Here is a 24,760-nt window from a genome sequence, read left to right as displayed (position 1 = left end):
CTCACTTGAATAAGATTTACGCATATCCAAACACCTCAGATTTGGGCGCCATCATAGCGCCCGATTGAGGTGTCCAAAATCATTAGGCCAGTTCAAGCCCGCTCCCACAGGTTCGGTGGTGTGTTCAAGGTCAGTGTCTGGCGTTCCACCGCGCCAACAGCGCCGGCAGTTCGGTCAGGCTGCGGATCTCGGCATCCGGTGCCTTCTGCGCTTCCCACAACTTGCCTTGCGGGTTAAACCAGATTGCGCGCAGCCCGGCTTGCTGGGCGCCCGCGATGTCATCGCCCGGATGGTCGCCGATATGCACCGCCGTTTCGGCCGTCGCGCCACCGCGCTGCAACGCCTCGTGAAACAGGCGCGCGTCCGGTTTGGCGATACCGATGTCTTCGGCGCACAGCGCAAACTTGAAGTAATCCGCCAGCCCCAAACGCCGCACATCGGCGTTGCCATTGGTGACCACCCCCAGGGCGTAGTGCTTGGCCAGGGTCTCCAATGTTGGTTCGACCTCGGGGAACACTTCGATCTGGTGCCGCGCATGCAGGAACACTTCAAAGCTCTGATCGGCCAGGTCTGACGCCTGATCATGGCTGTAACCGGCCTCTTCCAGGGCATGGAAAAGCACCCGGCGGCGCAACGCGCTGATGCGATGCTTGAGCCCTGGCTCGCTGCTCAAGACCCGTTCACGAATCCCCCACAAATGTTCCACCGGCACCGCGCCGAGGTTCGGCGCATGTTCGGTCAGCCACTCACGCAATATGGCTTCGGCGCTGACGATTACCGGGGCGGTATCCCACAGGGTGTCGTCGAGGTCGAAGGTGATCAATTGGATGGTCATGAATCATCGCCCTTAATGCGTTTGGCCCGAGGATGGGCGCTGTCGTACACCGTCGCCAGGTGCTGGAAGTCCAGGTGGGTGTAGATCTGGGTGGTTTTGATGTCCGAGTGGCCGAGCAATTCCTGCACCGCGCGCAGGTCCTGCGAGGACTCCAGCAAGTGGCTGGCGAACGAGTGTCGCAGCATGTGCGGGTGCAGGTTTTGCCCCAGTTCGCGCGCGCCGGCAGCCTTGACCCGCACCTGAATCGCTCGCGGCCCCAGGCGCCGGCCTTGCTGGCTGACAAACACTGCGTCGTCCGCCGGATTGGTCATCGCCCGCAGTGGCAGCCACAGCTCCAGCGCTTCGCGAGCCTTTTTGCCCACCGGCAGCAGTCGAGTCTTGCTGCCCTTGCCGAGCACTTGAACCATGCCGTCGGCCAGGTCCAGTTGATCGAGGTTGAGCCCGGTCAGCTCGGAAAGGCGCAGACCTGAAGAATAAAACAGCTCCAGAATCGCCTGGTCCCGACGCGCCAGAAAGTCATCCTCCACCGCGCCTTCCAGCAGCTGCAATGCGCGGTCAGTGTCGAGGGTTTTCGGCAGGCGACGTTCACCTTTGGGCGGCGCCAGACCGTTGGCCGGGTCGTGGTCGCACAGGCCTTCGCGATTGAGGTAGTGATAGAGCCCGCGCACTGCCGAAAGCAATCGCGCCAGGCTGCGCGACGATTGTCCCTGGGAATGTAAACGGGCGATCAGGCTGCGCAGGCGCTGAATGTCCAACGCGGCCCAGCTGGCAATGTTCTGTTTGACACAGAAGCCGAGCACTTTATCGAGGTCGCGGCGGTAGGCGTACAGCGTGTGGGGCGACACCTGTCGCTCACTGCGCAAATGTTCGCAGTAAGCGTCCAGTTGCCGTTCCATGATCAGCGGACCGAGCGCAGGGAACTGTTGACCCGTGGCAGCACGCGGCCCATGACTTCGGCGATGTAACTCAAGAACAGCGTGCCGACCGAGCTTTTGTAGTGCTGCGGATCACGGCTGGCGATGGCCAGGATGCCGTGGATGCCCTGGTGACTGATCGCAACGACGGCGGTGGAGCCGATCTGCTTGCGTTGTTCTTCGCCAAACAGGAAGTCCAGTTCATGTTCGCGCAGGCTGCCACTGACGCTTTTGTCTTCCGAGAGCAAGCCGCCAATCGCCGTTTGCGCCTCGGCGTGGGTCACCCAGCGGCCGACCGGCATCGGGTTGTCGCCCAGCAGGATCAGGCTGACAAAGGGCACCTGAAAGTCCTGGCGCAGGCTGTCTTCGACACTGATCACCACGTCTTCCAGGCTGGCGGCGTCCATCAGCGCGAGAATCAGGCGGCGGGTCTTGTCGAAGAGGCGGTCGTTGTCGCGGGCCACGTCCATCAAGTGCGAGAGGCGATGGCGCAACTCGATGTTGCGGTCGCGCAAGATGGTCATTTGCCGCTCGACCAGCGACACGGTATCGCCACGCTGGTGCGGAATGCGCAGGGCCGGAAGCAGTTCCTGGTGCTCGACGAAGAAATCCGGATGAGCCTCCAGGTACGCGGCAATCGCCGCCGCCTCAAGGCTTTCGGAAGGGGATTCGTCGGGCTGCAGGGCGGGAACCTGGGGCTTGTCGGTCATGGTTTTGACTCACTCAAAGACGCACTTGTCCTTCATATACACGCACTGCCGGGCCGGTCATCAAGACCGGTTGGCCTGGGCCTGCCCATTCGATGGACAGGCGCCCGCCAGGCAAGTCGATCAATAGCGGCGAATCCATCCACCCCTGGCTGATCGCAGCCACCGCTGCCGCACAGGCGCCGGTGCCGCAGGCCTGGGTTTCCCCGGCCCCGCGTTCCCAGACGCGCAACTGCGCACGGTTCCGGTCGATGACCTGGAGGAAACCGACATTCACCCGCGCCGGGAAGCGCGGATGGTGTTCGATTTTCGGCCCCAGTTCATGCACCGGTGCATTGTTGATGTCGCTGACGCGCAGTACTGCGTGCGGGTTGCCCATGGACACGGCGGCCAGTTCGACCGGCGTGCCGTCGACATCGACCTGATAGCTCACGGCCTGCGCCGGCGCATCGAATGGAATATCGGCCGGCACCAGGCGCGGCGCGCCCATGTTCACCCCAATCTGGCCGTCGCTGCGGACATCCAGTTCGATGATGCCGCTTTTGGTCTCGACGCGAATCTGCCGTTTTGCGGTCAGGCGCTTGTCGAGCACGAAGCGGGCGAAACAGCGTGCACCGTTGCCGCACTGTTCCACTTCGGAACCGTCGGAATTGAAGATCCGATAGCGGAAATCCACGTCTGGGTTGCTTGGCGCTTCGACGATCAGCAGCTGGTCGAAACCGATGCCGGTATGCCGATCGCCCCATTGCTTGGCGTGCTTGGGCAGGATGTGCGCGTGCTGGCTGACCAGGTCGAGGACCATGAAGTCGTTGCCCAGGCCGTGCATTTTGGTAAAACGCAGCAGCATGGGGTTACTCCGGCAGCAGGCTTTCGCCAGCAAACAACTCGGCTACCGTCTCACGGCGACGCACTTCAACTGCTTGATCACCGTCCACCAACACCTCGGCGGCACGGCCGCGAGTGTTGTAGTTGGAACTCATGACAAACCCATAGGCACCCGCCGAATGCACGGCCAGCAGGTCGCCTTCTTCCAGCGCGAGCTGACGATCCTTGGCCAGGAAGTCGCCGGTCTCGCAGATCGGCCCGACGATGTCGTAGGCGCGAGCGGCGGTTTCGCGAGGGCGCACGGCGGTGACGTCCATCCAGGCCTGGTACAGCGCCGGGCGGATCAAGTCGTTCATGGCCGCGTCGACGATGGCAAAGTCTTTGTGTTCGGTGTGCTTGAGGTATTCGACCTGCGTCAGCAGCACGCCGGCGTTGGCGACGATGAAGCGGCCCGGCTCGAACACCAGCGCCAGGTCACGCCCGTCGAGACGCTCGCGCACCGCTTTGATGTAGTCGGCAGCCAATGGCGGCTCTTCGTCGCGATAACGCACGCCCAAACCACCACCGAGATCGATGTGGCGCAGGTAAATGCCGCAATCGCCGAGGCGGTCGACCAGGCCCAGCAGGCGGTCGAGGGCATCGATGAAGGGTGGCAGGGTGGTCAGTTGCGAGCCGATGTGGCAATCAACGCCGACCACGTCCAGGTTTGGCAACTGAGCGGCGCGGATGTACACGTCTTCGGCGTCGGCAATGGCGATGCCGAACTTGTTCTCTTTAAGACCGGTGGAAATGTACGGGTGGGTGCCGGCATCGACGTCCGGGTTCACCCGCAGCGAGATCGGCGCGCGAACGCCCAGCTCGGCGGCCACCACTTGCAGGCGTTCCAGCTCATCGGTGGATTCGACGTTGAAGCAATGCACACCGACTTCCAGGGCGCGACGCATGTCGTCGCGGGTCTTGCCGACGCCGGAGAACACGATCTTGTCGGCGCTGCCGCCGGCGGCCAGTACGCGTTCCAGCTCACCACGGGAGACGATGTCAAAACCGGCGCCCAATCGCGCCAGGACATTCAAGACACCCAGGTTGGAGTTGGCCTTGACCGCGAAGCAGACCAGGTGCGGCATGCCGGCCAGCGCGTCGGCATACGCCAGGTACTGGGCCTCGATGTGCGCGCGGGAGTAGACGTAGGTCGGTGTGCCGAAGCGTTCGGCGATGGCAGACAAGGCCACACCTTCGGCAAACAGCTCCCCGCCACGGTAATTAAAAGCGTCCATGGCGTTCCCTTATTGGTAGACGTCGTGCTTGTGTGCCTTGGATGCAGGCTGCTTTTGCGAGGACTGGGCCTGCTCGGCAGGGTCCTGGGAATCGTCCGGCAGGTACAGCGGGCCTTTTTGACCGCAGGCCGAAACCAGGCAGGCAACCGCGAGGAGCGCAGCAAGGGAAGAGATCAGGCGCTTCATGGCGAAATCCTTGAAAAATGCGTTAATTGCGCGGGAGTATACCGGCCACCCGTCAGCTTGCCTATGCGACGGGGCTCCCGTCCGGCGGGCCTTGGACGACGCTGGCAAGTTATGCGCGATCCAGTGTGGGAGCGGGGTTGCTCGCGAATGCGGTGCTTGAGGCAGCAAATATGTCGAATGAGCCGGCCCCTTCGCGAGCAAGCCCGCTCCCACAGGGATAGCGTTTGATGTACCTATATCCATGCTTGGTCGTTATCCTTTGCAATCGCCGGGCCTCGGCCGTATCTTGCGGCGCTTGAGCGCGAACAGACATTTTTTTTGAGGTTGCCGTAATGAGTTTGACCGAAGCCCGTTTCCACGATCTGGTCGATGCGACCCAGCAGACCCTGGAAGATATTTTCGACGAGAGCGACCTGGACATTGATCTGGAAAGCTCGGCCGGTGTGCTCACCGTCAAGTTCGAAAACGGCAGCCAGTTGATCTTCAGCCGTCAGGAACCGCTGCGTCAGCTGTGGCTGGCGGCGGTGTCCGGTGGCTTCCACTTCGACTACGACGAAGAAAGCGAGCGCTGGATGTGCGACAAGAGCGAAGAGCAACTGGGCGAGATGCTGGAGCGCATCGTCCAGCAGCAAGCCGGCGTTGAATTCGATTTCGAAGGCCTGTGACATCGTGACCCAGCCTGTTGCCGTTCGTCCGCCGAAGCCGCTTTACAGCAATATCAGCCCGGCGGTGCCTTCGCCGTGCAGCGGCGTGTGTCGGCTGGATGAGCAGAAAGTCTGCCTGGGCTGTTTTCGCCACGTCGAAGACATCCGCGAATGGCGCTCGGCCGATGATGAGCGTCGCCGGGTTATTTGTGCCCAGGCTGCACAACGCAAAACCTTGGCCTGACCCGAAACCCCGTGGGCGCGGGCTTGCTCGCGAAAGCGGTGTGACCGTCAACGTTGCTGTCGACTGAGACGCCGCCTTCGCGAGCAAGCCCGCTCCCACAAGGTCTGCTTCGATCCGGCCGACAATTCTCCCGTCGGTCCGTCGCGCCCCTGACTTGTATATTTATTGAGCTGTGATAGTGTCCAGAAACGCCTCAACCCATCGAGGCGCGTGAAAACCCCGCCTTTTTCTGGCGGGGTTTTGCTTTTTCTGTGCAGAAGAAAGGAGTCTGCCTCAATCATGACCGCACCTTCCATCACCCTTACTCGTCTGGACGTGCAACGTCTGGAGCGCCTGATCGACAGCCTGGATGACACGCTGCCGGGCGTTATCGCGCTGCAAACCGAACTGGACCGCGCCGATACGCTGGTCGGTCACGATGAAGTGCCCGCCGATGTCGTGACCATGAATTCCACAGTGCATTGCCGCGAGGAAAGCAGCGGCAAGGACTATCACCTGACGCTGGTCTATCCCAAGGACGCCAACGCCGACGAAGGCAAGATTTCGATTCTGGCGCCCGTGGGCAGTGCACTGCTGGGCCTCAAGGTCGGGCAGCATATCGACTGGCCGGCGCCGGGCGGCAAAACATTGAAGCTGACCCTGCTCGAAGTCGAATCGCAGCCTACCAATGGCGGCGAATTCACCGAGTGACAGGCCTCAGGCCTGCTCGAGCGCCTCGTTCAAAGCGCGCTCCAGGTCGGCCTTGTAACGCAGGTACAGATTGCTTGAACTCTGACCGTCACCGATCAGGCCCGAGAGGTCCAGGTCGGTGATGTAGCAGCGATAGCGCTCGGCATCCCGGCGCTGCTCGACGATTTCCTGTGCGACCACGCTGAACAGCTGATCGCCATGTTCCAGCTCCGAAAACTCCCGCTGATTGCAATACAACGTGACCTGCACCTTGCCCGGCGCGGCTTTGCCGACGATGGCCTGCACGTCGTAGAACGGTTTGTTGACCGGCGTCTGCGGTGCCGACCGGGCTTCGACCCGGCGCGCCCGACCCGGGCCGGACGGCAATAGCTGGTAATACAGCGTGTCCAGGCTCAGCGGCTGGGCAGCGTTCATCGGCAACGAGGCGTCGCGCCGATACTGGATCGATTGCAGGAAGCGTTGCAGCGGCACCAGCAAACTCTGTTCGTCGTGATAGGGCAATCGCTGCTGCCAGAGCGCGTTGAATTCATCCAGAACATACAGATCGGCCTGGTCGTCGTTGATGCGGTAGAACACCTGAATGCACTCGGGCTGGCCCATCGGCAGGATCAGCGCCAGGTCATGGTCTTCCAGTGCCATCGGGTCCAGGTGCAACGGACTGTAGCTCGCCAGTTCTTCGCTCAGGTAATCGAACAGCGCCGGCAGGGTGGCGACGGCGACGTGATTGACCTGGCCCGGCACCAACTCCAGCACGTGGTAATGCTGCTGGACCTGAATCAGGTAACGATGATTGAGGTTGCTCAACAGCAGGTTCTGCGCGGTGTCGAGCACTTCTTCGACCCGGCGTGCGATGAATTGCGCGCGGTTGTGGCAGAAGCAGCGAACCCGCAGTTTGGGTTGTTGCGCCCCGCTCGGCAGATTGTTGAGGTAGTCGCGCAGGCAATCGAGCAAGGCGTGCGGGCCGTCGTAGCGGTTGACCAGCACTTCGTTCCAGGTGTTGAGCGTGACCTGGTCCAGGGTCAGCACCAGGTTTTCGCGGACACCGGCGTAGCTCAGGGAGTCGGTACGCTCAGTGGTCATCAGGATATTCAAGTCGCGATGATGCTTGAGCGGGTCGACGCCGACGTTCACCAGAATCAGCACTTCGCTCGGCACGCTGGCGCGCAGCAGCGGTTCTTCGGCGACGGTGGCCAGGGGCAGGGCGATGCTTTGTTGCAGGCTGCCGAGCAGGTTGAACAGCTCGAACTCGCTCAGGTCGCTGGTGCCGGGGTGCAGCGCGAGGCGAGTGCTGCTGTCGATCACGCCATTGCGGTGGCACCAGGTCAGCAGCTCCAGCAACTCGCGGCTGCGCTTGATTGGCGCGAAATGCTCCCACTCGTGGGCGGCGAGGCTGCCGTTGTACAACCCCCACTGGGTTTGCCCCGGTTCTTTCTTGTTCGGTGCCTGCACCAGCGTCAGGGTGTCTTCGGCCAGGTCCGGGGCGATGCCCGGATTGATGAATTCGACCTTGTCGGCCTTGCGCTCGAACGCGGCGTACAACCGTCGGCCGAGCACGTTGAGGTCGCGTTTGTTGATCAGGCTCACGGTCTGCTCGGTGCGAGCAAATTGAGTCAGGAAGCGGTAGCTGTAGTTCAGCTCATTAACCAACGCCCGGCGTTCGGCGCTGACCTGGCGGACTTTCCATTGGCTGCGGCTGTCGAGCAGTGCCAGTTGCCGCTGATCCCAATTCCATTCGTGAGCCAGTCGCTCCAGCAGTGAGCGCTGCCAACTCTGGGTGCGGCTGTTGCTGCCGGTCAGCTTGCGGTTGACCTTGAGGTACAGCGCGCGGCGAACCAGTTCCAGGCGCTCCGGCTCGTTGCGGGCCGTGAGGTATTCCTCGATGCGCCGATAGACCACGATGTACGGGTCGAGCTCGTCGAGGTCGAGTTGGTTGGCAAACACCGCTTGCTTGAAGCGCAGGCTCAGGCAATGCACCTTGGGGTGTTCGCTGGCGTAAACCTCGGTCAGCAGCAGTTTGAGCACCGACTTGTACGGCGACTCGATGCCCTTGAACAGTTGCCAGAGACCGGCACCGATGAATTCGCCCGGCGGTATGTAGGCCAGATGCCCGAGGTCCAGGGATTCATCGGCGCGGATAAAGCGTTTGGACAGCAGCGTATGGGTGTAGCGGTCGTAGGCGGTTTCTTCGTAGACCGGCACCAGCCACCAGATCGGCGTGCGGCCGGCCAGCCAGATCGCGGTGCGGTAAAACTCGTCCAGCAGCAAATAGTGCTGGGTGGTGCCACAGTCGTCCGAACTCAGCTGGGTATCGCGCTCACCGAGCACGAAGCGCGCCGGGTCGATCAGGAAGAAGTGCGCTTCGGCGCCCTGGCTCTCCGCCCAGACTTCAAGCAGTTGGCACTTTTTGCGCAGCTCGGCGATTTCGTTTTCGCTCAGGTCCGGCGCGTGGCAGACCCACACGTCCATGTCGCTCTGATCGGCCTGCGCCAAGGTGCCAAGGCTGCCCATCAGGAACAGGCCGTGAATCGGACGCGGTGGATTGCTGCCGTGGCGCGGCTTATAGGAGAACGAACGGGTCAGGCGCTGGGCTTCGGCGAGGGCGTTGGCGTCGGGTTCAAAATTCGACAGCCCGGCCGGCGTGCTGCCCGAGACATAACCGGGTAATAACGGGTGATTGACGTGAAAAAACAGCGGCACCAGCGTCAACACCGTTTGCTGGCGGGTCGACAGGCCCTCCAGGGCGCGAGCCATGCGGCCTTCGTTGAGCGTGAGAAAACGTGCGCGCAGCTGACTGAGCACCTTGCGGTCGATTCCTTCGTCCAGATCGGGGCGAATTTCGTGGGTGCGGGTCATGTCAGCTCAAACCGGCTCGCGAGGCTCGGACATAGGGTCAGCGGATGGCGGGCAGTTTAGCGCCTCGGCCGCGGTACTTTTAAGCTGATTTTTGATTTTGACGTCAGATTTCTATCGCGAGGCGACAGCAGGTAAAGCGCCAGCAATAAAGTGTGCCCGCGGAAATCCCGTAGCAGGGGTTCCCGTGGGCGATGCGAGGGTGTTCAGGCTGTTTCTTCGACGCTCAGAATGGTCAGCAGGGTTTGCACATTTTGCGCGGCGTCACGGCCCAGACTGGTCAGGTAACCACCGTCTGGCTGGTCGATCAGGTCTTTTTCGTACAGGCGTCGAGCGGCGGCAATGGCTTTCGGGGCGGCGGTCTGATGAATTTTCAAACCTTCCTGGGAACTGTCCAGGTTGAAGAGTGCGAGGATTTCCAGTTCGGCAACCAACTCAGGGGTAAGCGACATAAGGACTCCAGACTTTCTAGGAATTAGACGACAGCGTCCCTAAGGTGAGCCCACTCGTGCGGCATGTCCAGTGCTGGCAGCAGGGTTTTTTCACCTCGGGAAACATTCCCCGGCGGCTGGTGCGGCAGCGGGGTGTTTGCAGTGTAGACAGGGGCTGGGGAAAGGTCGGGATGATCGGTGACAAATTGTGTTCGGGGCAGGGTGTTGTGGAGATGTCAGGGTGTTGGGGATGGCAGGGTGTTGTGGAAATGGCAGGGTGTTGCGGGAATGGCAGGGTGTTGTGGAGATGTCAGGGTGTTGGGGATGGCAGGGTGTTGTGGAAATGGCAGGGTGTTGCGGGAATGGCAGGGTGTTGCGGGGATGGCAGGGTGTTGTGGAGATGGCAGGGTGTTGTGGAGATGGCAGGCTGTTGTGGAAATGGCAGGTTTTTTTGTGGCGAGGGGGCTTGCCCCCGTTGGGGCGCGAAGCGGCCCCAGAATCTATACGACTGCTACGCAGCCGAACGGGGGCAAGCCCCCTCGCCACAAAGGCCCCCCCACCACAAAGGCCCCTCACCACAAAAGTCCTGCCAACAAGCTTGAGATTTACTTCTTTTCCGGCGGCAGCTCTGGCAGCGCCCGCAGGGCTGTTTCATACCATTCGGTGTTGAACGCGCGGTCTTCTTCGAGGATTGCGTCGATTTCCACCGCCAATACATGCGCCATCAGGTTGAGGATTTCTTCTCGCTCGTAACCGACCAGCGTCAGCTTGTTGAACGTCGCCTTGGCAGCCGGCGGGTTGTCGCTTTCGATCTGGTTTTCGATGGCTTCGATCAGGGTGTTTTCGGTGAATTCTTCTTCGTCGCTATCGATGTCTGTTGGCTCGCTCATGGCAGGCTCCTCAAGTTAAGGCGGCCAGTTTACCTGCATTCAGCGCCGTGATGCTGCTGGCGAGAATCGCCCCGGCGTTCTATAAAACATCACTGCCAACCCCGCACGGCCCGGAGGCTTTGTGATGCTCAAGCTTTATGGTTTTTCCGTCAGCAACTACTACAACATGGTGAAACTGGCGCTGCTGGAGAAGGGGCTGCCGTTCGAAGAAGTGCCGTTTTACGCCGGCACGAGCCCGGAGGCGCTGGCTATCAGCCCGCGCGGCAAGGTCCCGGTATTGCGCACCGAGGAAGGCTTCATCAATGAAACCGCGGTGATTCTCGAATACATCGAACAGAGCCAGAAAGGCCCGCCGCTGTTGCCGAGCGATCCTTTCGAGCGCGCGCAGGTGCTGGCGCTTGCCAAGGAGATCGAGCTGTACATCGAGCTGCCGGCACGCGCCTGCTACGCCGAGGCGTTTTTCGGCATGCCGGTGCCGGACGCGATCAAGGACAAGACCAGGGCCGAACTGTTGCTGGGGTTCGCCGCGCTGGGCCGGCACGGCAAGTTCGCGCCGTATGTGGCGGGGGACAGCCTGAGCATTGCGGATCTGTATTTCCTGTACAGCGTGCCGCTGGCGGCTGCGGTGGCGCAGAAATTGTTTGGGCTGGACCTGTTGGCAGAGATGCCTAAAGCCAAAGCGCTGCTGGATCAGTTGGAGCAGAACCCGCATGTGCAGCGGGTTGCGGCGGACAAGGAAGCGGCCATGCCAGCGTTTTTGGCGATGGTCGCGTCCAAGAAGTAGGGGGTTGTAGCGCTTTCAGAATCGTCTTCGTGAGCAAGTCGAATCGGTGCGACGATTCGCCTTGCTCGCGAAGCTTTTAACGGCTGGCGAGCAACGCCTGACCGCGCGCTACGGCCTTCTTGACCTGCGCCGGCGCGGTGCCGCCGATATGGTCACGGGCATTCACCGAGCCTTCGAGGGTCAGCACGGCGAACACGTCCTGGTCGATCTGGTCGCTGAACTTGCGCAGCTCTTCCAGGCTCATTTCCGCCAGGTCTTTCCCGCTTTCCACGCCGTACTTCACGGCGTGGCCGACGATTTCGTGGCAGTCACGGAACGGCAGGCCGCGGCGAACCAGATAGTCCGCCAGATCGGTGGCGGTGGAGAAACCGCGCAGGGCTGCTTCACGCATGATCGCGTGTTTCGGTTTGATCGCCGGGATCATGTCGGCAAAGGCCCGCAGCGAGTCGCGCAATGTATCGGCGGCGTCGAACAGCGGCTCTTTGTCTTCCTGGTTGTCCTTGTTGTAGGCCAGTGGCTGGCCTTTCATCAGGGTCAACAGCCCCATCAGTGCACCGAAGACCCGGCCGGTCTTGCCGCGAACCAGTTCCGGCACGTCCGGGTTTTTCTTTTGCGGCATGATCGAGCTGCCGGTGCAGAAGCGGTCCGGCAGATCGATGAACTGGAACTGCGCGCTGGTCCACAGCACCAGCTCTTCGGAGAAACGCGACAAGTGCATCATCGCGATGCTCGCGGCCGAACAGAATTCGATAGCGAAGTCACGATCGGTCACGTTGTCCTGCGAGTTGCCACCGACGGCTTCGAAACCCAGCAGCTGCGCGGTGTATTCGCGGTCGATCGGGTAGGTGGTGCCGGCCAGCGCGGCGCTGCCCAGCGGCATGCGGTTGGTGCGCTTGCGGCAGTCGACCAGACGCTCGTAGTCACGGCTGAGCATTTCGAACCAGGCCAGCATGTGGTGCCCGAAGGTCACGGGCTGCGCGGTTTGCAGGTGGGTGAAGCCCGGCATGATGCTGCCCGCTTCGCGCTCGGCCTGTTCCAGCAAGCCTTTTTGCAGGCGGGTAATTTCCGCGAGGATCAGGTCGATCTCGTCACGCAGCCATAGACGGATGTCGGTGGCGACCTGGTCGTTGCGGCTGCGGCCAGTGTGCAGTTTCTTGCCGGTAACGCCGATGCGGTCGGTAAGACGCGCTTCGATGTTCATGTGCACGTCTTCGAGGTCGATGCGCCAATCGAACTGGCCGGCCTCGATTTCACCCTGGATGGTCTTCAGGCCATCGGTGATGCTGTCGCGCTCGGCATCGGTCAGCACGCCGACCTTGGCCAGCATGGTGGCGTGGGCAATCGAGCCCATGATGTCGTGGCGATACAGGCGCTGGTCGAAAGTGACGGAGGCGGTGAAACGGGCGACGAAGGCGTCGACGGGTTCACTGAAGCGGCCGCCCCAGGACTGATTGGTCTTGTCAGTGCTCATGAATTCGCTCGTATCGGCTGAAGAAAAATGACGTTGAAAGCTGCCGCGGATAATAACAGGGTTGCCAATCCTGTCGCTGACACTGGTCGATACGTTTTTTTCTCACGCGCCGGTCCATACTCGGGGAAAGCGATGAAAGATTTTTGCGCAACGATATTTTTCAATTGAGCAATAACGTTCCGGCAACCGTCTACAGTTGGACAGTAGGATCAGCGCGCGTCTTGCGCCGCAGCGGACTATAAGAAGAGGGGGTGTTCATATTGTGTATCGGCAAACCCTACGGCGATGCCTCGCCAGCTCGGGCCAGAGCCTTCAATCACGCGACATATGAAAATTTAGCCGCCGGTCTCGCGGCACTTTTTGGCCCTCGCGCTAGTCTTAGCGTGGATCGCGGTGACGGACGTCACTTCACTTGTCTACGCTATCCTTGTGCGAGACTCACGCAGGAATCCAGCGCAATATGAATGTCCTGATCGTTGATGACGAACCCTTGGCCCGCGAGCGCCTGAGCCGAATGGTCGGCGAACTCGAGGGATACAGTGTCCTGGAGCCCAGCGCCACGAACGGCGAAGAAGCGTTGGCACTGATCGAAAGCCACAAGCCGGATATCGTGTTGCTCGATATCGGCATGCCGGGCCTTGATGGCCTGCAAGTGGCTGCCCGATTGTGCGAACGCGAAACCCCGCCCGCCGTTGTGTTTTGCGCAGGACCCGATGAATTTTCCGAGGAAGCCTTGCAGGCCAGCGCTGTGGGCTATCTGGTGAAACCTGTGCGTACAGAACATCTGCATGAAGCGTTGAAAAAAGCCGAACGGCCCAATCGCGTGCAACTTGCCGCCCTGACCCGTCCCGCCGCCGAAACCGGCAGCGGTCCGCGCAGCCACATCAGTGCCCGTACCCGAAAAGGCATCGAGCTGATTCCGTTGGGGCAAGTGGTCTATTTTATTGCCGACCACAAGTACGTGACCTTGCGTCATGAAGGCGGCGAAGTGCTGCTCGATGAACCGCTCAAGGCCCTCGAAGACGAATTCGGTGACCGTTTCGTGCGTATCCACCGCAACGCGCTGGTCGCGCGCGAACGCATCGAGCGCTTGCAGCGCACGCCTCTGGGGCATTTCCAGCTGTTCCTCAAGGGCCTTAACGGCGACGCATTGATCGTCAGCCGGCGCCATGTTGCCGGCGTGCGCAAGATGATGCAGCAGCTTTAACTCGCCGCTTACCGGCGAATTTCACACCCGCTTGCCGGACATCCGAGGCCAGGGAGGCCACGCAGTCTCTGATACAAGTCAAAGTGGATTTGGCTGAGCTGTTATTATCCGCCGTATCTATTCAGTACGGATTGATCCATGTCCTCTCGCGAAATCCGCATCGCCACCCGCAAAAGTGCTCTCGCCCTGTGGCAGGCCGAATACGTCAAAGCCCGTCTGGAAGAGGCCCATCAGGGGCTGCTTGTGACGTTGGTACCCATGGTCAGTCGCGGCGACAAGCTGCTCGACTCGCCGCTGTCGAAGATCGGCGGCAAGGGCCTGTTCGTCAAGGAGCTGGAAACCGCACTGCTGGAAAATGAAGCCGACATCGCCGTGCACTCAATGAAAGACGTGCCGATGGACTTCCCGCAAGGCCTCGGCCTGTTCTGCATCTGTGAACGTGAAGACCCGCGCGACGCCTTCGTTTCCAATACTTACGCCAGCCTCGACGAGTTGCCGCCAGGCGCCATCGTCGGCACCTCCAGCCTGCGCCGTCAGGCCCAACTGCTGACCCGTCGCTCGGACCTGGAAATCCGCTTTCTGCGTGGCAACGTCAATACGCGCCTGGCCAAGCTCGATGCCGGCGAATACGACGCCATCATCCTTGCGGCCGCTGGCCTGATTCGCCTGGGCTTCGAAGATCGCATCACCTCAGCCATCAGCGTTGACGACAGCTTGCCCGCCGGCGGGCAGGGCGCGGTCGGTATCGAATGCCGAACGGCCGACAGCGAAATCCACGCCTTGCTCGCTCCGCTGCACCATCTCGACACCGCCACTCGCGTCACCGCTGAACGTGCCCTCAACAAGCATTTGAATGGCGGCTGCCAGGTGCCGATTGCCTGCTACGCCGTGCTGGAAGGCGAGCAGATCTGGTTGCGCGGCTTGGTCGGTGATCCGAGCGGCGGCCTGTTGCTCAGTGCCCAGGCCCGTGCGCCTCGCGCTGATGCCGAATCCTTGGGCGTGCAAGTTGCCGAAGACCTTCTGAGCCAGGGCGCCAATGACATTCTGAAAGCGGTCTATGGCGAGGCGGGTCACGAGTGACGGGCTGGCGTTTGCTGCTGACACGACCTGCGGACGAGTCGATGGCGCTCGGCAGTGTGTTGGCGCAAGCGGGGATTTTCAGCAGCAGTCTGCCGCTTCTGGAAATCGAGCCGATCCCGGTCTCTGACACAATGCGCGCGGCGATCCTGGTTCTGGAGCGTTTCTGCGCGGTGATCGTGGTCAGCAAACCTGCGGCCAGGCTCGGCGTCGATCTGGTCAGCCGCCAGTGGCCACACCCTCCCGCGTTGAAGTGGTTCAGTGTGGGCGCGGCGACTGCGCAAATTCTCGAAGACAGCGGGTTGCACACCAGCTTCCCGGTCGATGGCGATGACAGCGAAGCCTTGCTTGAACTTCCCGAGTTGCGTAACGCTATTGCCCGGCCGGACCCGCGCGTGTTGATCATGCGCGGGGAAGGCGGGCGCGAGCTGCTGGCTGAGCGCTTGCGCGGGCTAGGTGCTAGTGTCGAGTATCTGGAGTTGTACCGTCGCCGGCTGCCTGAATATCCAGCGACGGCGCTGGCGCAGCGGATTCGGGCGGAACGCTTGAACGGGCTGGTGGTCAGCAGTGGACAGGGTTTTGAGCACCTGCATCAATTGGCGGGCGCTGCCTGGCCACAATTGGCGCAGTTGCCGTTGTTTGTTCCAAGCCCCAGGGTCGCCGAGCTGGCACGCGCCGCCGGGGCTCAAACAGTTGTGGATTGCCGCGGCGCCAGTGCCGCGGCTTTGCTGACGGCGTTACGGGAGCATCCCGAACCCGTTCTCTAATGCAAAGGATGGATACGTGAGCGAAACAGCCTTGCCAAAAGATAACGTTCAGCCAGTGCTTGATGCGCCGGTTGAAACACCGGTTGAAAATGCGCCACCTGCTGCCGTGCAGCGCCGGGGCAACGGGCTGGCAATTGTCGCACTGTTGTTGGGCGCCGCCGGTGTTGCCGTGGGCGGTTGGGGTGTCTGGCAGGTGCGCCATCTGCAAGCCACCAACCAACAGCAATTGGCTCAGGTGCAGGCATTGAACGATCAGGCGCAGAGCCTGAAACTCAACGAACAGCGGCTGAGCGCCCGCCTTGAGCAACTGCCTGGGGCCGACGAGCTCGAAGCGCGCAGCCGTCTGGTCGTGCAACTGCAAGGTGATCAGCAACGCTTGAACCAGCGTCTGGAAACCGTGCTTGGCGCCAGTCGCAAGGATTGGCGTCTGGCCGAGGCCGAGCACTTGCTGCGCCTGGCCAGCCTGCGTCTTTCCGCGTTGCAAGACATCAGCAGCGCGCAGGCCCTGGTGCAGGGCGCCGATGAAATTCTGCGTGAACAAAACGATCCGGGCTCATTTGCCGCCCGCGAGCAAGTGGCTAAAACCCTGGTGGCCTTGCGCAGTACCGAACAGCCGGACCGTACCGGACTGTTCTTGCGATTGGGCGCTTTGCGCGATCAAGTGATCGACCTCACCGAACTGGCACCCGAGTACAAGGACCGAGGCGAATCGCTGTTGGGCCTGACCGCCGATGGCGATGGTGCGAGTCGTTGGGCGCAGTGGTGGGATCAGATTTCGCGCTACATCCGTATCGATTTCAATGCCGACAAAAACGTCCGCCCATTGCTGGCCGGGCAAAGCCTGAGCCAGGTGCGCCTGGCCTTGAGCCTGGCGCTGGAACAGGCGCAGTGGGCCGCGCTCAATGGTCAGGCGCCGGTGTATACCCAGGCGCTGGCCGAGGCGCGGGACATTCTCAAAGGTAACTTCAACCCGGACAACCCGCAGAGCAAAGTCATGCTTGAACAGGTCGGGGAGCTGAGCAAGCAACAAGTGACGGTGATCACGCCGGACCTGTCCGGCACACTGAGCGCGGTTCAGGGTTATCTGGAACGGCGCAATGTCAACGCCGAAGAGTCGATCAAGCCGATGGCCAAACCTGCCGCGAACACGGTGCAGGAGGCCACGCCATGAAACGCTTCTATGTGATCGTGTTTCTGGTGATCGCCGTTGCCGCCGCGCTCGGCCTGGCGATTGCCCAGCACTCCGGCTACGTGCTGATCGCGTATAAAAGTTTTCGTTATGAATCGAGCCTGTGGGCAACCCTGGCTCTGGTGGCGGTGCTGTGGCTGGTGTTCTGGGGCATCAAGGCGTTGGTCGACCTGGTGACGACGTCGGGCGGCGTGGTCAATCCATGGTCGCGACGCAATCGCAGCCGCCGGGTGCAAGTGGCGATCGAACACGGCCAACTGGACCTGGCTGAAGGCCGTTGGGCCAGTGCCCAGCGTCATCTGCATCGTGCGGCTGAAGCCGAGCGTCAGCCGTTGCTGTATTACCTGGGCGCTGCCCGCGCCGCAAACGAACAAGGGCACTACGAGGAATGCGACAGCTTGCTGGAGCGCGCGCTCGAACGTCAGCCTCAAGCCGAATTGGCGATTGCCTTGAGCCACGCGCAGTTGCAGACCGACCGTGGTGATACCGACGGTGCGCTGGTGACCCTTGAGGCCATGCACGAGCGTCATCCGCACAACGCGCAGACGTTGCGCCAGTTGCAGCGCCTGCATCAGCAACGCGGCGACTGGTCGGCGGTGATTCGCCTGTTACCGGAGCTGCGCAAGGACAAAGTCCTGCCAGCGGCCGAGTTGGCTGAACTGGAGCGCCGTGCCTGGGGTGAAAACCTTTCGTTGGCGGCGTACCGGGAGGAAGACGCCACCGTGGGCCTGCAATCGCTCACCCGCGCCTGGCAGCAACTCACCTCGGCGCAGCGTCAGGAGCCGGCATTGGTGTTGGCTTACGCCGAGCAGTTGCGGCAACTGGATGCGCAGGTCGAAGCCGAAGAGGTGCTGCGTACCGCGCTCAAGCGCAACTACGACAGTCATTTGGCTCGCCTTTACGGACTGGTTCGCGGAAGCGATCCGGCGCGTCAATTGCAGACGGCCGAAGGTTGGCTCAAGGATCATCCAGGCGATGCAAGCCTGCTGCTGACGCTGGGGCGTCTTTGCCTGCAAAACAGTTTGTGGGGCAAGGCGCGGGATTATCTGGAAAGCAGCCTGCGTGTGCAGCGCAACCCGGAAGCCTGTTCGGAGCTGGCGCGGCTGTTGGCACAGTTGGGCGATACCGAACGAAGTAACGAGCTGTTCCAGGAGGGCTTGGGTCTGTTGGATAAGCGCTTGTTGGCGGCCCCGCTGCCGGTGTCTGTTCGCGGCTGAGGTGCCCGGTATGGGCGCGCTGATGGGCGCCCCAATGCCTCGGAATCCGCCGGTGTTTAGGCGTTGTAGTCCTTAGGTGTCAACGTCCTACAGCGGACTACGTCAAATCCTCTCGACGCTGTCGGGAATTCCCTACACTTCTGGTGAAGTGTCCGTGCTGCCCCGCCTTGAAAGGCTGGCGGGCTTTCCTCTACCGTAACTGCCTGTCTCCACTGTTACGGAAAAGCCATGTCTTTGGCCTGCTCACGCTCCTTGTTTTTCATGGCTTTCATTGCAGGTGCCCTGGCCCTGGGGGTTTCCTATTACCTGGAATATGGTGCTGGCCTCACGCCCTGTGGGCTGTGCCTGCTGCAGCGGGTTTGCCTGGCGTTGTTCACGGGGGTCTGCCTGATGGCCTCAGTGCATGGCCCTGGTGGTTTTGGCAATTTCCTGTATTGGCTGCTTGGCCTGTCCTGCAGTCTTGCAGGGACGGTCATGGCCTGGCGGCAGGTCCTGTTTCAAAGTGATCCGTCGCATCTGCTGTCGAGTTGCGCGCTCCAAATGGAGGCCCTGTACGAGAACTTGCCCTGGTTGTGCAGGGTGACACGGATGTTCAAAGGCGAAGATGGCTGCGCCGAGATCACCTGGACGCTGTTCGACCTGAGCATTCCCGAGTGGAGCCTGCTGCTCTTCATGGGAATGACGATTCTGGGGGTTTATCAATTGCTTCGCGTTGTCTGGCTTGTCTGCAAGCGACCGCCCGGCGGCACGTCGTCGCACCACGGGGAAGCGGGCGATTAAACACTTGTATGAACTTTATCTCCTGCGTAACTTGAAGCCACCGTCGCGCGGGCATAATCTGGCCCGCACGTGTCATTGGAATTATGTTGCTCGATGACGCTTTGCCTGGGCGATCCCTGACTTTCAGGGTGCGGCAGGTGTAGGGCAGCATGACCCACAAGGGAAGAGAGATCACCATGCTCGAAAGTTGTCAGAATGCTCAGGAACGCTGGGGTGGAGTGCATCTGCTGATCGATCGCTGGTTGCAGGAGCGCCACGAACTGGTTCGGGCCTATGATGCTCTCGGCGCCAAGCCTGAGTCTCTGGGCGAAAACCGAAAGCCGTTGCAAGAGTTCTGCGGAGTGCTGGTCGACTATGTGTCTGCCGGGCATTTCGAGATCTATGAGCAACTGACCGGCGAAGCGAAGGCGTTCGGTGATACTCGCGGGCTTGAGCTGGCCGAGACAATCTACCCGCGCATCGACGTCATCACCGAGAAGCTGCTGGCGTTCAATGACCTGTGCGATGCCGGCCAGTGCGTGGCTGAGAAATTCAAAGAGTTGGGTGGCCTGTTGCACGAACGCTTCGAGCTGGAGGATTGCCTGATCGAAGTGCTGCACACGGCGCACAAGGAAGTCGATTCGGTTCAGGCCTGAACGGCTTTTTGCAGAACAAAAAAACGGTGCGCATTGCGCACCGTTTTCGTTTCCGCTCTTCAGCTGCTGGCGCCGCGCAATTCGATTTCGAACACCAGCGGCGTGAATGGCGCAATCAGGTCGCCGGCACCGTCGGCGCCATAGGCTTGGGCCGATGGAATCACCAGGCGCCACTTCGCACCGACCGGCATGTTTTGCAGCGCGGTGCGCCAGCCGCTGATCACGCTGTCGAGACTGAACCACTGCGGTTGGTTGTTTTGATCGAACACCGTGCCATCTGGCAAGCGTCCGATGTACAGCACCTGAACCTTGCCGTTGGGTCCAGCCTTGGCGCCCGTGCCCGGCGTCAACTCCGTCAGCAATATGCCATCCGCCAATTCGCGAACACCCGGCCTGGCTTTTTCCTCGGTGAGAAAACGTTTCTCTTTTTCCAGCGCGACTTCAGTTTTAGGTACAGCCGGCTGCTCGGCCACCTGGGCTTCGTGCTCGGCCAGGATCTGTTCCATCTGCTCGTCTTTCAACGCCAGTGGCTTGCCTTGATAGGCTTGCTGCAAGCCGTCGATCAACGCCTGAAGCTGTAAGTCCGGAACCTCCTGGCGCAAGCGCTCGCCGAGGCTTGCACCCAGGCTGTAGGCAAGATCGTGAGCGTCAGTTGTCGCGGATTTTTCGGCGGCGTGAGCCGCAGAAAAAAACACGCACAGCGATAAAAAAAGGTAGCGCGACATGGACTCTCTCCGACCGGAATTGCGGTGGATTATGCCAGTGTGCATGCGCGCGAAGGTGAACTGGTTTTGCGTCAGCGCAGAAGATTTTCGATCCGGTGCAACGACGTGCTTTCGATACTGTCAACATGACCTAGCGGCGGTAGCAGCAGAGGTCTAGTATGAGCCGCACCCACGTCAGCCAGGAGGTAAACCATGTCGGCCACCAAGAAACCTGTAAATACTCCGTTGCACCTACTCCAACAACTCTCGGGCAGCCTGCTCGAGCATCTGGAAAATGCATGTTCCCAAGCCTTGGCTGATGCAGAAAAATTGCTCGCCAAGCTGGAAAAACAGCGCGGAAAAGCGCAAGAAAAATTGCACAAATCCCGTACCAAATTGCAGGACGCAGCGGCGGCCGGCAAAGCCAAGGCACAGACCAAAGCGAAGGGCGCAGTGAAAGAACTTGAGGACCTGCTCGATGCCCTCAAGGATCGTCAATCCGAAACCCGCGGCTACATTCTGCAACTCAAACGCGATGCTCAAGAAAGCCTGAAACTGGCCCAGGGCGTCGGTCGTGTACAAGAGGCTGTCGGCAAGGCGTTGTCCCTGCGTTCGGCCAAGCCTGCTGCGGCCTCGGCCAAGAAAGCCGCGGCCAGACCCGCTGCTGCGAAAGCACCGGCCAAACCAGCTGCGAAGGCGCCAGCCAGGGCTGCAACCAAGCCGGCAGCAAAACCTGCGGCGAAAAAACCAGTGGCTGCCAGCGCTGCAAAACCGGCTGCTAAATCGACTGCTGCCAAACCTGCCGCCAAGCCAGCTGCAACCAAAACTGCCGCCGCTAAACCTGCTGCAAAAAGCACCGCTGCCAAACCTGCCGCAGCGAAAACTGCCGCCGCCAGACCTGCTGCGAAAACTGCTGCAAAACCAGCCGCTAAAACCGCCGCTGCGAAACCTGCCGCCAAGCCTGCGGCAAAACCAGTCGCGTCTAAAACCGCTGCCAAGCCAGCGGTAAAACCAGCGGCTAAAACCACTGCTGCGAAACCGGCCGCCAAGACTGCCGCAGCAAAACCTGCCGCAGCAAAACCTGCCGCTGCCAAACCAGCCGCTGCCAAACCAGCTGCTGCGAAACCGGCCGTGAAACCAGCCGCCAAGCCTGCTGCAAAACCAGCGGTGAAAAAACCTGCCGCCGTTGCCAAGCCATCGCCGGCGCCTGCTGCCAAGCCAGCGACATCCGCGCCAGCAGCCACCACCTCGACAGCCACTGCGCCAACGCCAGCTGCGTCGTCGAGCTCCAGCACCACCCCAACCAGCGCTTCCTAAGTGCCGGTTGCCGCGACGCGCAGCTGATGCAGCGCGTCGCGGTCCAGGTGGGCGGCACCCGCCGCCACACCTTCCAGCCAGGCCGCTCGATCGGTCGACTCACGCTGCGGCCAACTTTGCGCCAAACCTTCCAGCCGCATCAAAAGATGCCGTTCGGCCTCCATCTCCAGTGACTTCACTTCTTCGCGCAATTCGTTCAGCCCGGCATCGTTGCCAGCGGCGTCTTTCCATCGCATCCGCAATGCGCGCAACGGTTGCACGACATCCGCGTCCCAAGGCCCGGCGACGTCGCGAAGCAGTTGCAAGCGTTGTTCGTTGCATGCCACGCCACGCTCTCCCAGCCATAACCCGCATAGCAGCAGGCATACATTCACCCCCGTCGACTGCAAGTGCAGGCAGACAGGTTCAACGCCGCGACGGGAATAAGTCGTCGCGCAAAAGCTCCACAGGTCAGAGGACATAGTGCTACTCGCGCCAGTTGCGAGCGAAGCTGGTAGACTCCGCCGCCATTATGATTCGACTTCAGAACCTGACTTTACAGCGTGGCCCGCAACGTCTGCTAGAAGACGCCGAGCTGACCCTGCACGCCGGCCACAAAGCCGGCCTCATCGGTGCCAACGGCGCCGGCAAATCGAGCCTGTTTGCCTTGCTCCTGGGTGACTTGCACCCGGACTCGGGTGATTGCTTCTTGCCGGCTGACTGGCGCATCGCCCATATGCGCCAGGAGATCGACACCCTGGATCGCATCGCGGTCGACTACGTGCTCGATGGTGACCTGCGCCTGCGAGAGGTGCAACGCGACCTTGCGGCGGCCGAAGCAGCCCACGACGGCACCGCTCAGGCCCGCCTGCACTCGGAACTCGACAGCGCCGACGGTTACACCGCCGACGCCCGGGCCCGCAAGTTGCTGGCCGGCCTTGGATTCACCAACGAGCAGATGGATCGCCAGGTAGGAGATTTCTCTGGTGGCTGGAGGATGCGTCTGAACCTGGCGCAGGCTTTGATGTGCCCTTCAGACCTGTTGCTGCTCGACGAACCGACCAACCACTTGGACCTCGACGCCATCATCTGGCTCGAAGAATGGCTGAAAAGCTACGCCGGCACCTTGATGCTGATTTCCCACGACCGGGACTTCCTCGATGCCGTGGTCGATCACGTGGCTCACGTCGATCAGCGCAAAATCACTCTCTACCGTGGTGGCTACAGCGCTTTCGAACGCGCCCGCGCCGAACGTCTGGCCCAGCAACAACAGGCCTACGAGAAGCAGCAGGCGCAGCGTGCGCACATGGAAAGCTACATCGCCCGCTTCAAGGCCCAGGCCACCAAGGCCCGTCAGGCCCAGAGCCGGATCAAGGCGCTGGAGCGGATGGAAGAGTTGTCTGCCGCCCACGTCGATTCGCCGTTCGACTTCGTGTTCCGCGAATCGCACAAAATCTCCAGCCCGCTGATTGATATCTCCGACGCGCGATTGGGTTATGGCGACAAAACCGTGCTGGAGAAGGTCAAGCTGCAACTGACCCCCGGCGCGCGCATCGGTCTGCTCGGCCCGAACGGCGCCGGCAAATCGACCCTGATCAAAAACCTCGCCGGTGAACTTGAACCGTTGGCGGGTCGCCTGACCCGTGGCGAGAACACCGTCGTTGGCTACTTCGCGCAACATCAGCTCGATTCCCTCGACTCCAAGGCCAGCCCGTTGCTGCACATGCAACGTCTGGCGCCGACCGAGCGCGAGCAGACCCTGCGCGATTTTCTCGGCGGTTTTGACTTCCGTGGGGCGCGGATCGATGAGCCGGTGCTGAATTTCTCCGGCGGCGAAAAGGCCCGTCTGGCACTGGCGTTGATCGCCTGGGGCCGGCCGAACCTGTTGCTGCTCGACGAACCGACCAACCACCTGGACCTGGAAATGCGCCTGGCGCTGACCATGGCGTTGCAGGAATTCAGTGGCGCGGTATTGGTGGTCTCTCACGACCGTCATTTGCTGAAAAGCACCACCGACAATTTCTACCTGGTGGCGGACGGCAAAGTCGAAGAGTTCGACGGCGACCTGGAGGATTACACCCGGTGGCTGGTCGAATACCGCCAGCGCAATGCGCCTGTCAGCACCACGCCGGTCAATCCGGACAAGACTGACAAGAAGGCCCAGCGCCAGGCTGCTGCTGCGTTGCGTCAGCAACTGGCGCCGCACAAGCGCGAGGCCGACAAGCTCGAAGCCGAGCTGGGCAAGCTGCACGAGAAACTGGCGAAGATCGATGCCAGTCTCGGTGACAGTGATATCTACGAGCCGGCACGCAAGAACGATCTGCGTGATCTGCTGGCTGAACAGGCCAGGCTGAAGGTGCGTGAAGCCGAACTTGAAGAAGCCTGGATGGAAGCGCTGGAACTGCTTGAAAGCATGCAGGCGGAGCTGGAGGCGTTGTCGTGATGGAGGCCTTCAAGCTGCCATTGCCGGCGGTGTGGATTGAACCGATCTGGCTGGTGGTGCAAATCCTGCTGATTCTGTTGGCCGGTTACTTCGCCCAACGCTTCGTCGCCAAATGCCTGACTCGCCTGGGCGAGCGCTATCCGTTTCCGCCGCAGCTGTTGATGCCGCTGCGGGGCGGTTTGCGCTGGTTGATCATGGGCAGTGCGCTGATTTTTGTGCTCGAGCGACTCGGGGTTTCCGCCACGGTACTGTGGACCGCGTTGTCCGGCTTCGTCGCGGTGGCGGCGGTGGCGTTCTTCGCGATGTGGAGCGTGCTCTCCAACCTGCTGTGCGCGATTCTGATCTTTACCGTTGGGCCGTTCCGCATCGGCGACGTGGTCGAGTTGGTGGACACCACCGACAAGCCCGGCGTCAAAGGTCGGGTAGTGGCGATCAATCTGCTCTACACCACGCTGATCGAAGCCGAGGAACTCGGCACCGGCAGTGCGATGGTGCAAGTGCCCAACAGCCTGTTCTTCCAGCGCTCGGTGCGGCGCTGGCGCGGCTCGGATATGTTCCCGTCCAGCGGGTTTGAAAAATAAGTCTGTTGGTGCCGACGCACCGCTTTCGCGAGCAAGCCCGCTTGTGTCTTGGGCAGGGGATAAACTTTGGGGTGAGAGGGGTGGATGGCAAGCTGTGAGTCCGCGGTGCTTGAAGCACG

Annotated in this window: 26 protein-coding genes; 14 read left to right on the top strand and 12 right to left on the bottom strand. The window is 61.2% G+C overall.

Going from position 1 to position 24,760, the window contains the following annotated elements; translation table 11 throughout:
- Positions 1-130 precede the first annotated feature (130 nt).
- The 6 genes from ACQKP4_RS22820 to lptM are packed head-to-tail and all read right to left on the bottom strand — an operon-like array spanning position 131 to position 4,741.
- Entirely contained in the window at positions 131-835 is a 705-nt protein-coding gene (locus ACQKP4_RS22820) for an HAD family hydrolase (protein ID WP_427635854.1), read from the bottom strand.
- Positions 832-1,731: a tyrosine recombinase XerC gene (xerC, locus tag ACQKP4_RS22815; protein WP_427635853.1), complete on the bottom strand. Its 900-nt coding sequence runs from the start codon at positions 1,729-1,731 to the stop codon at positions 832-834. Before xerC ends, ACQKP4_RS22820 begins: the two co-directional genes overlap by 4 nt.
- Before the next feature lie 2 nt (positions 1,732-1,733).
- Positions 1,734-2,459, bottom strand: coding sequence for a DUF484 family protein (locus ACQKP4_RS22810; RefSeq protein WP_427635852.1), 726 nt, complete (start codon positions 2,457-2,459; stop codon positions 1,734-1,736).
- Positions 2,460-2,472: 13 nt separating this feature from the next.
- Entirely contained in the window at positions 2,473-3,303 is an 831-nt protein-coding gene (dapF, locus tag ACQKP4_RS22805) for a diaminopimelate epimerase (protein WP_427635851.1), read from the bottom strand.
- A 4-nt stretch (positions 3,304-3,307) separates the two neighbouring features.
- Complete coding sequence (gene lysA / locus ACQKP4_RS22800) at positions 3,308-4,555, bottom strand: diaminopimelate decarboxylase (RefSeq protein WP_427635850.1); 1,248 nt, start codon at positions 4,553-4,555, stop codon at positions 3,308-3,310.
- 9 nt (positions 4,556-4,564) lie between these two features.
- Entirely contained in the window at positions 4,565-4,741 is a 177-nt protein-coding gene (gene lptM, locus ACQKP4_RS22795; protein WP_427635849.1) for an LPS translocon maturation chaperone LptM, read from the bottom strand.
- Positions 4,742-5,073: 332 nt separating this feature from the next.
- On the opposite strand from lptM, the gene cyaY reads away from it, so the two are divergent.
- The 3 genes from cyaY (at position 5,074) to rnk (ending at position 6,319) form a co-directional block, all read left to right on the top strand.
- Positions 5,074-5,406: an iron donor protein CyaY gene (gene cyaY / locus ACQKP4_RS22790; RefSeq protein WP_392892536.1), complete on the top strand. Its 333-nt coding sequence runs from the start codon at positions 5,074-5,076 to the stop codon at positions 5,404-5,406.
- 4 nt (positions 5,407-5,410) lie between these two features.
- Complete coding sequence (locus ACQKP4_RS22785; RefSeq protein ID WP_427635848.1) at positions 5,411-5,629, top strand: DUF1289 domain-containing protein; 219 nt, start codon at positions 5,411-5,413, stop codon at positions 5,627-5,629.
- 279 nt (positions 5,630-5,908) lie between these two features.
- On the top strand, positions 5,909-6,319 hold the full coding sequence (gene rnk / locus ACQKP4_RS22780; RefSeq protein ID WP_427635847.1) for a nucleoside diphosphate kinase regulator: 411 nt from the start codon (positions 5,909-5,911) through the stop codon (positions 6,317-6,319).
- A 6-nt stretch (positions 6,320-6,325) separates the two neighbouring features.
- Here the strand turns inward: rnk and ACQKP4_RS22775 are convergent, their stop codons facing one another.
- The 3 genes from ACQKP4_RS22775 to ACQKP4_RS22765 all read right to left on the bottom strand — a co-directional run bounded on the left by ACQKP4_RS22775 (position 6,326) and on the right by ACQKP4_RS22765 (position 10,490).
- Complete coding sequence (locus tag ACQKP4_RS22775; RefSeq protein ID WP_427635846.1) at positions 6,326-9,172, bottom strand: class I adenylate cyclase; 2,847 nt, start codon at positions 9,170-9,172, stop codon at positions 6,326-6,328.
- A gap of 203 nt (positions 9,173-9,375) precedes the next feature.
- Positions 9,376-9,621, bottom strand: a complete 246-nt coding sequence (locus ACQKP4_RS22770; protein ID WP_427635845.1) for a TIGR02647 family protein — start codon at positions 9,619-9,621, stop codon at positions 9,376-9,378.
- Between the two features lie 584 nt (positions 9,622-10,205).
- The gene (locus tag ACQKP4_RS22765; protein WP_123403861.1) at positions 10,206-10,490 is read right to left on the bottom strand and encodes a hypothetical protein; all 285 of its coding nucleotides are present in this window, start codon (positions 10,488-10,490) and stop codon (positions 10,206-10,208) included.
- Positions 10,491-10,614: 124 nt separating this feature from the next.
- Here ACQKP4_RS22765 and ACQKP4_RS22760 point away from each other — a divergent pair, with 124 nt between their 5' ends.
- Entirely contained in the window at positions 10,615-11,274 is a 660-nt protein-coding gene (locus tag ACQKP4_RS22760; RefSeq protein WP_427635844.1) for a glutathione S-transferase family protein, read from the top strand.
- Between the two features lie 76 nt (positions 11,275-11,350).
- Here ACQKP4_RS22760 and argH read toward each other — a convergent pair whose 3' ends face one another.
- Positions 11,351-12,745, bottom strand: coding sequence for an argininosuccinate lyase (gene argH / locus ACQKP4_RS22755; protein WP_427635843.1), 1,395 nt, complete (start codon positions 12,743-12,745; stop codon positions 11,351-11,353).
- A 460-nt stretch (positions 12,746-13,205) separates the two neighbouring features.
- Here argH and ACQKP4_RS22750 point away from each other — a divergent pair, with 460 nt between their 5' ends.
- From ACQKP4_RS22750 to rsd, 7 genes are all read left to right on the top strand, one after another.
- A complete protein-coding gene (locus tag ACQKP4_RS22750) occupies positions 13,206-13,952 on the top strand; it encodes a LytR/AlgR family response regulator transcription factor (protein ID WP_427635842.1) in 747 nt (248 codons plus the stop codon).
- Between the two features lie 138 nt (positions 13,953-14,090).
- A complete protein-coding gene (hemC, locus tag ACQKP4_RS22745; protein WP_427635841.1) occupies positions 14,091-15,032 on the top strand; it encodes a hydroxymethylbilane synthase in 942 nt (313 codons plus the stop codon).
- Entirely contained in the window at positions 15,029-15,796 is a 768-nt protein-coding gene (locus ACQKP4_RS22740) for a uroporphyrinogen-III synthase (protein WP_427635840.1), read from the top strand. The genes hemC and ACQKP4_RS22740 overlap by 4 nt, the downstream gene beginning before the upstream one ends.
- Before the next feature lie 16 nt (positions 15,797-15,812).
- Positions 15,813-16,967 (top strand): uroporphyrinogen-III C-methyltransferase, encoded by a 1,155-nt coding sequence (locus ACQKP4_RS22735; RefSeq protein ID WP_427635839.1) that lies wholly within the window; start codon positions 15,813-15,815, stop codon positions 16,965-16,967.
- Entirely contained in the window at positions 16,964-18,202 is a 1,239-nt protein-coding gene (locus ACQKP4_RS22730; protein WP_427635838.1) for a heme biosynthesis protein HemY, read from the top strand. Before ACQKP4_RS22735 ends, ACQKP4_RS22730 begins: the two co-directional genes overlap by 4 nt.
- A gap of 228 nt (positions 18,203-18,430) precedes the next feature.
- The gene (locus tag ACQKP4_RS22725) at positions 18,431-18,982 is read left to right on the top strand and encodes a disulfide bond formation protein B (RefSeq protein WP_427635837.1); all 552 of its coding nucleotides are present in this window, start codon (positions 18,431-18,433) and stop codon (positions 18,980-18,982) included.
- Between the two features lie 176 nt (positions 18,983-19,158).
- Entirely contained in the window at positions 19,159-19,617 is a 459-nt protein-coding gene (gene rsd / locus ACQKP4_RS22720) for a sigma D regulator (RefSeq protein ID WP_427635856.1), read from the top strand.
- 59 nt (positions 19,618-19,676) lie between these two features.
- Here rsd and ACQKP4_RS22715 read toward each other — a convergent pair whose 3' ends face one another.
- On the bottom strand, positions 19,677-20,342 hold the full coding sequence (locus tag ACQKP4_RS22715) for an FKBP-type peptidyl-prolyl cis-trans isomerase (protein WP_427635836.1): 666 nt from the start codon (positions 20,340-20,342) through the stop codon (positions 19,677-19,679).
- A 192-nt stretch (positions 20,343-20,534) separates the two neighbouring features.
- Here ACQKP4_RS22715 and ACQKP4_RS22710 point away from each other — a divergent pair, with 192 nt between their 5' ends.
- Complete coding sequence (locus ACQKP4_RS22710) at positions 20,535-21,638, top strand: AlgP family protein (protein WP_427635835.1); 1,104 nt, start codon at positions 20,535-20,537, stop codon at positions 21,636-21,638.
- On the opposite strand, the gene ACQKP4_RS22705 is transcribed toward ACQKP4_RS22710, so the two are convergent.
- Entirely contained in the window at positions 21,635-22,099 is a 465-nt protein-coding gene (locus ACQKP4_RS22705) for a TIGR02444 family protein (protein ID WP_427635834.1), read from the bottom strand. The two genes, ACQKP4_RS22710 and ACQKP4_RS22705, sit on opposite strands and share 4 nt — an antisense overlap.
- Positions 22,100-22,149: 50 nt before the next feature.
- Here ACQKP4_RS22705 and ACQKP4_RS22700 point away from each other — a divergent pair, with 50 nt between their 5' ends.
- Positions 22,150-24,060 carry an ATP-binding cassette domain-containing protein gene (locus ACQKP4_RS22700; protein ID WP_427635833.1) on the top strand — a complete coding sequence of 637 codons (1,911 nt, stop codon included), beginning with the start codon at positions 22,150-22,152 and terminating at the stop codon, positions 24,058-24,060.
- The gene (locus ACQKP4_RS22695; protein ID WP_427635855.1) at positions 24,060-24,641 is read left to right on the top strand and encodes a mechanosensitive ion channel domain-containing protein; all 582 of its coding nucleotides are present in this window, start codon (positions 24,060-24,062) and stop codon (positions 24,639-24,641) included. The genes ACQKP4_RS22700 and ACQKP4_RS22695 overlap by 1 nt, the downstream gene beginning before the upstream one ends.
- The last annotated feature ends 119 nt before the right edge of the window (positions 24,642-24,760 follow it).

Origin of the sequence: Pseudomonas sp. NPDC086278 (assembly GCF_050280905.1) — a bacterium.
Taxonomy (GTDB): domain Bacteria; phylum Pseudomonadota; class Gammaproteobacteria; order Pseudomonadales; family Pseudomonadaceae; genus Aquipseudomonas.
Note: the sequence above shows the minus strand (reverse complement) of the source record. Positions and strands in the feature narration are given on the sequence as shown.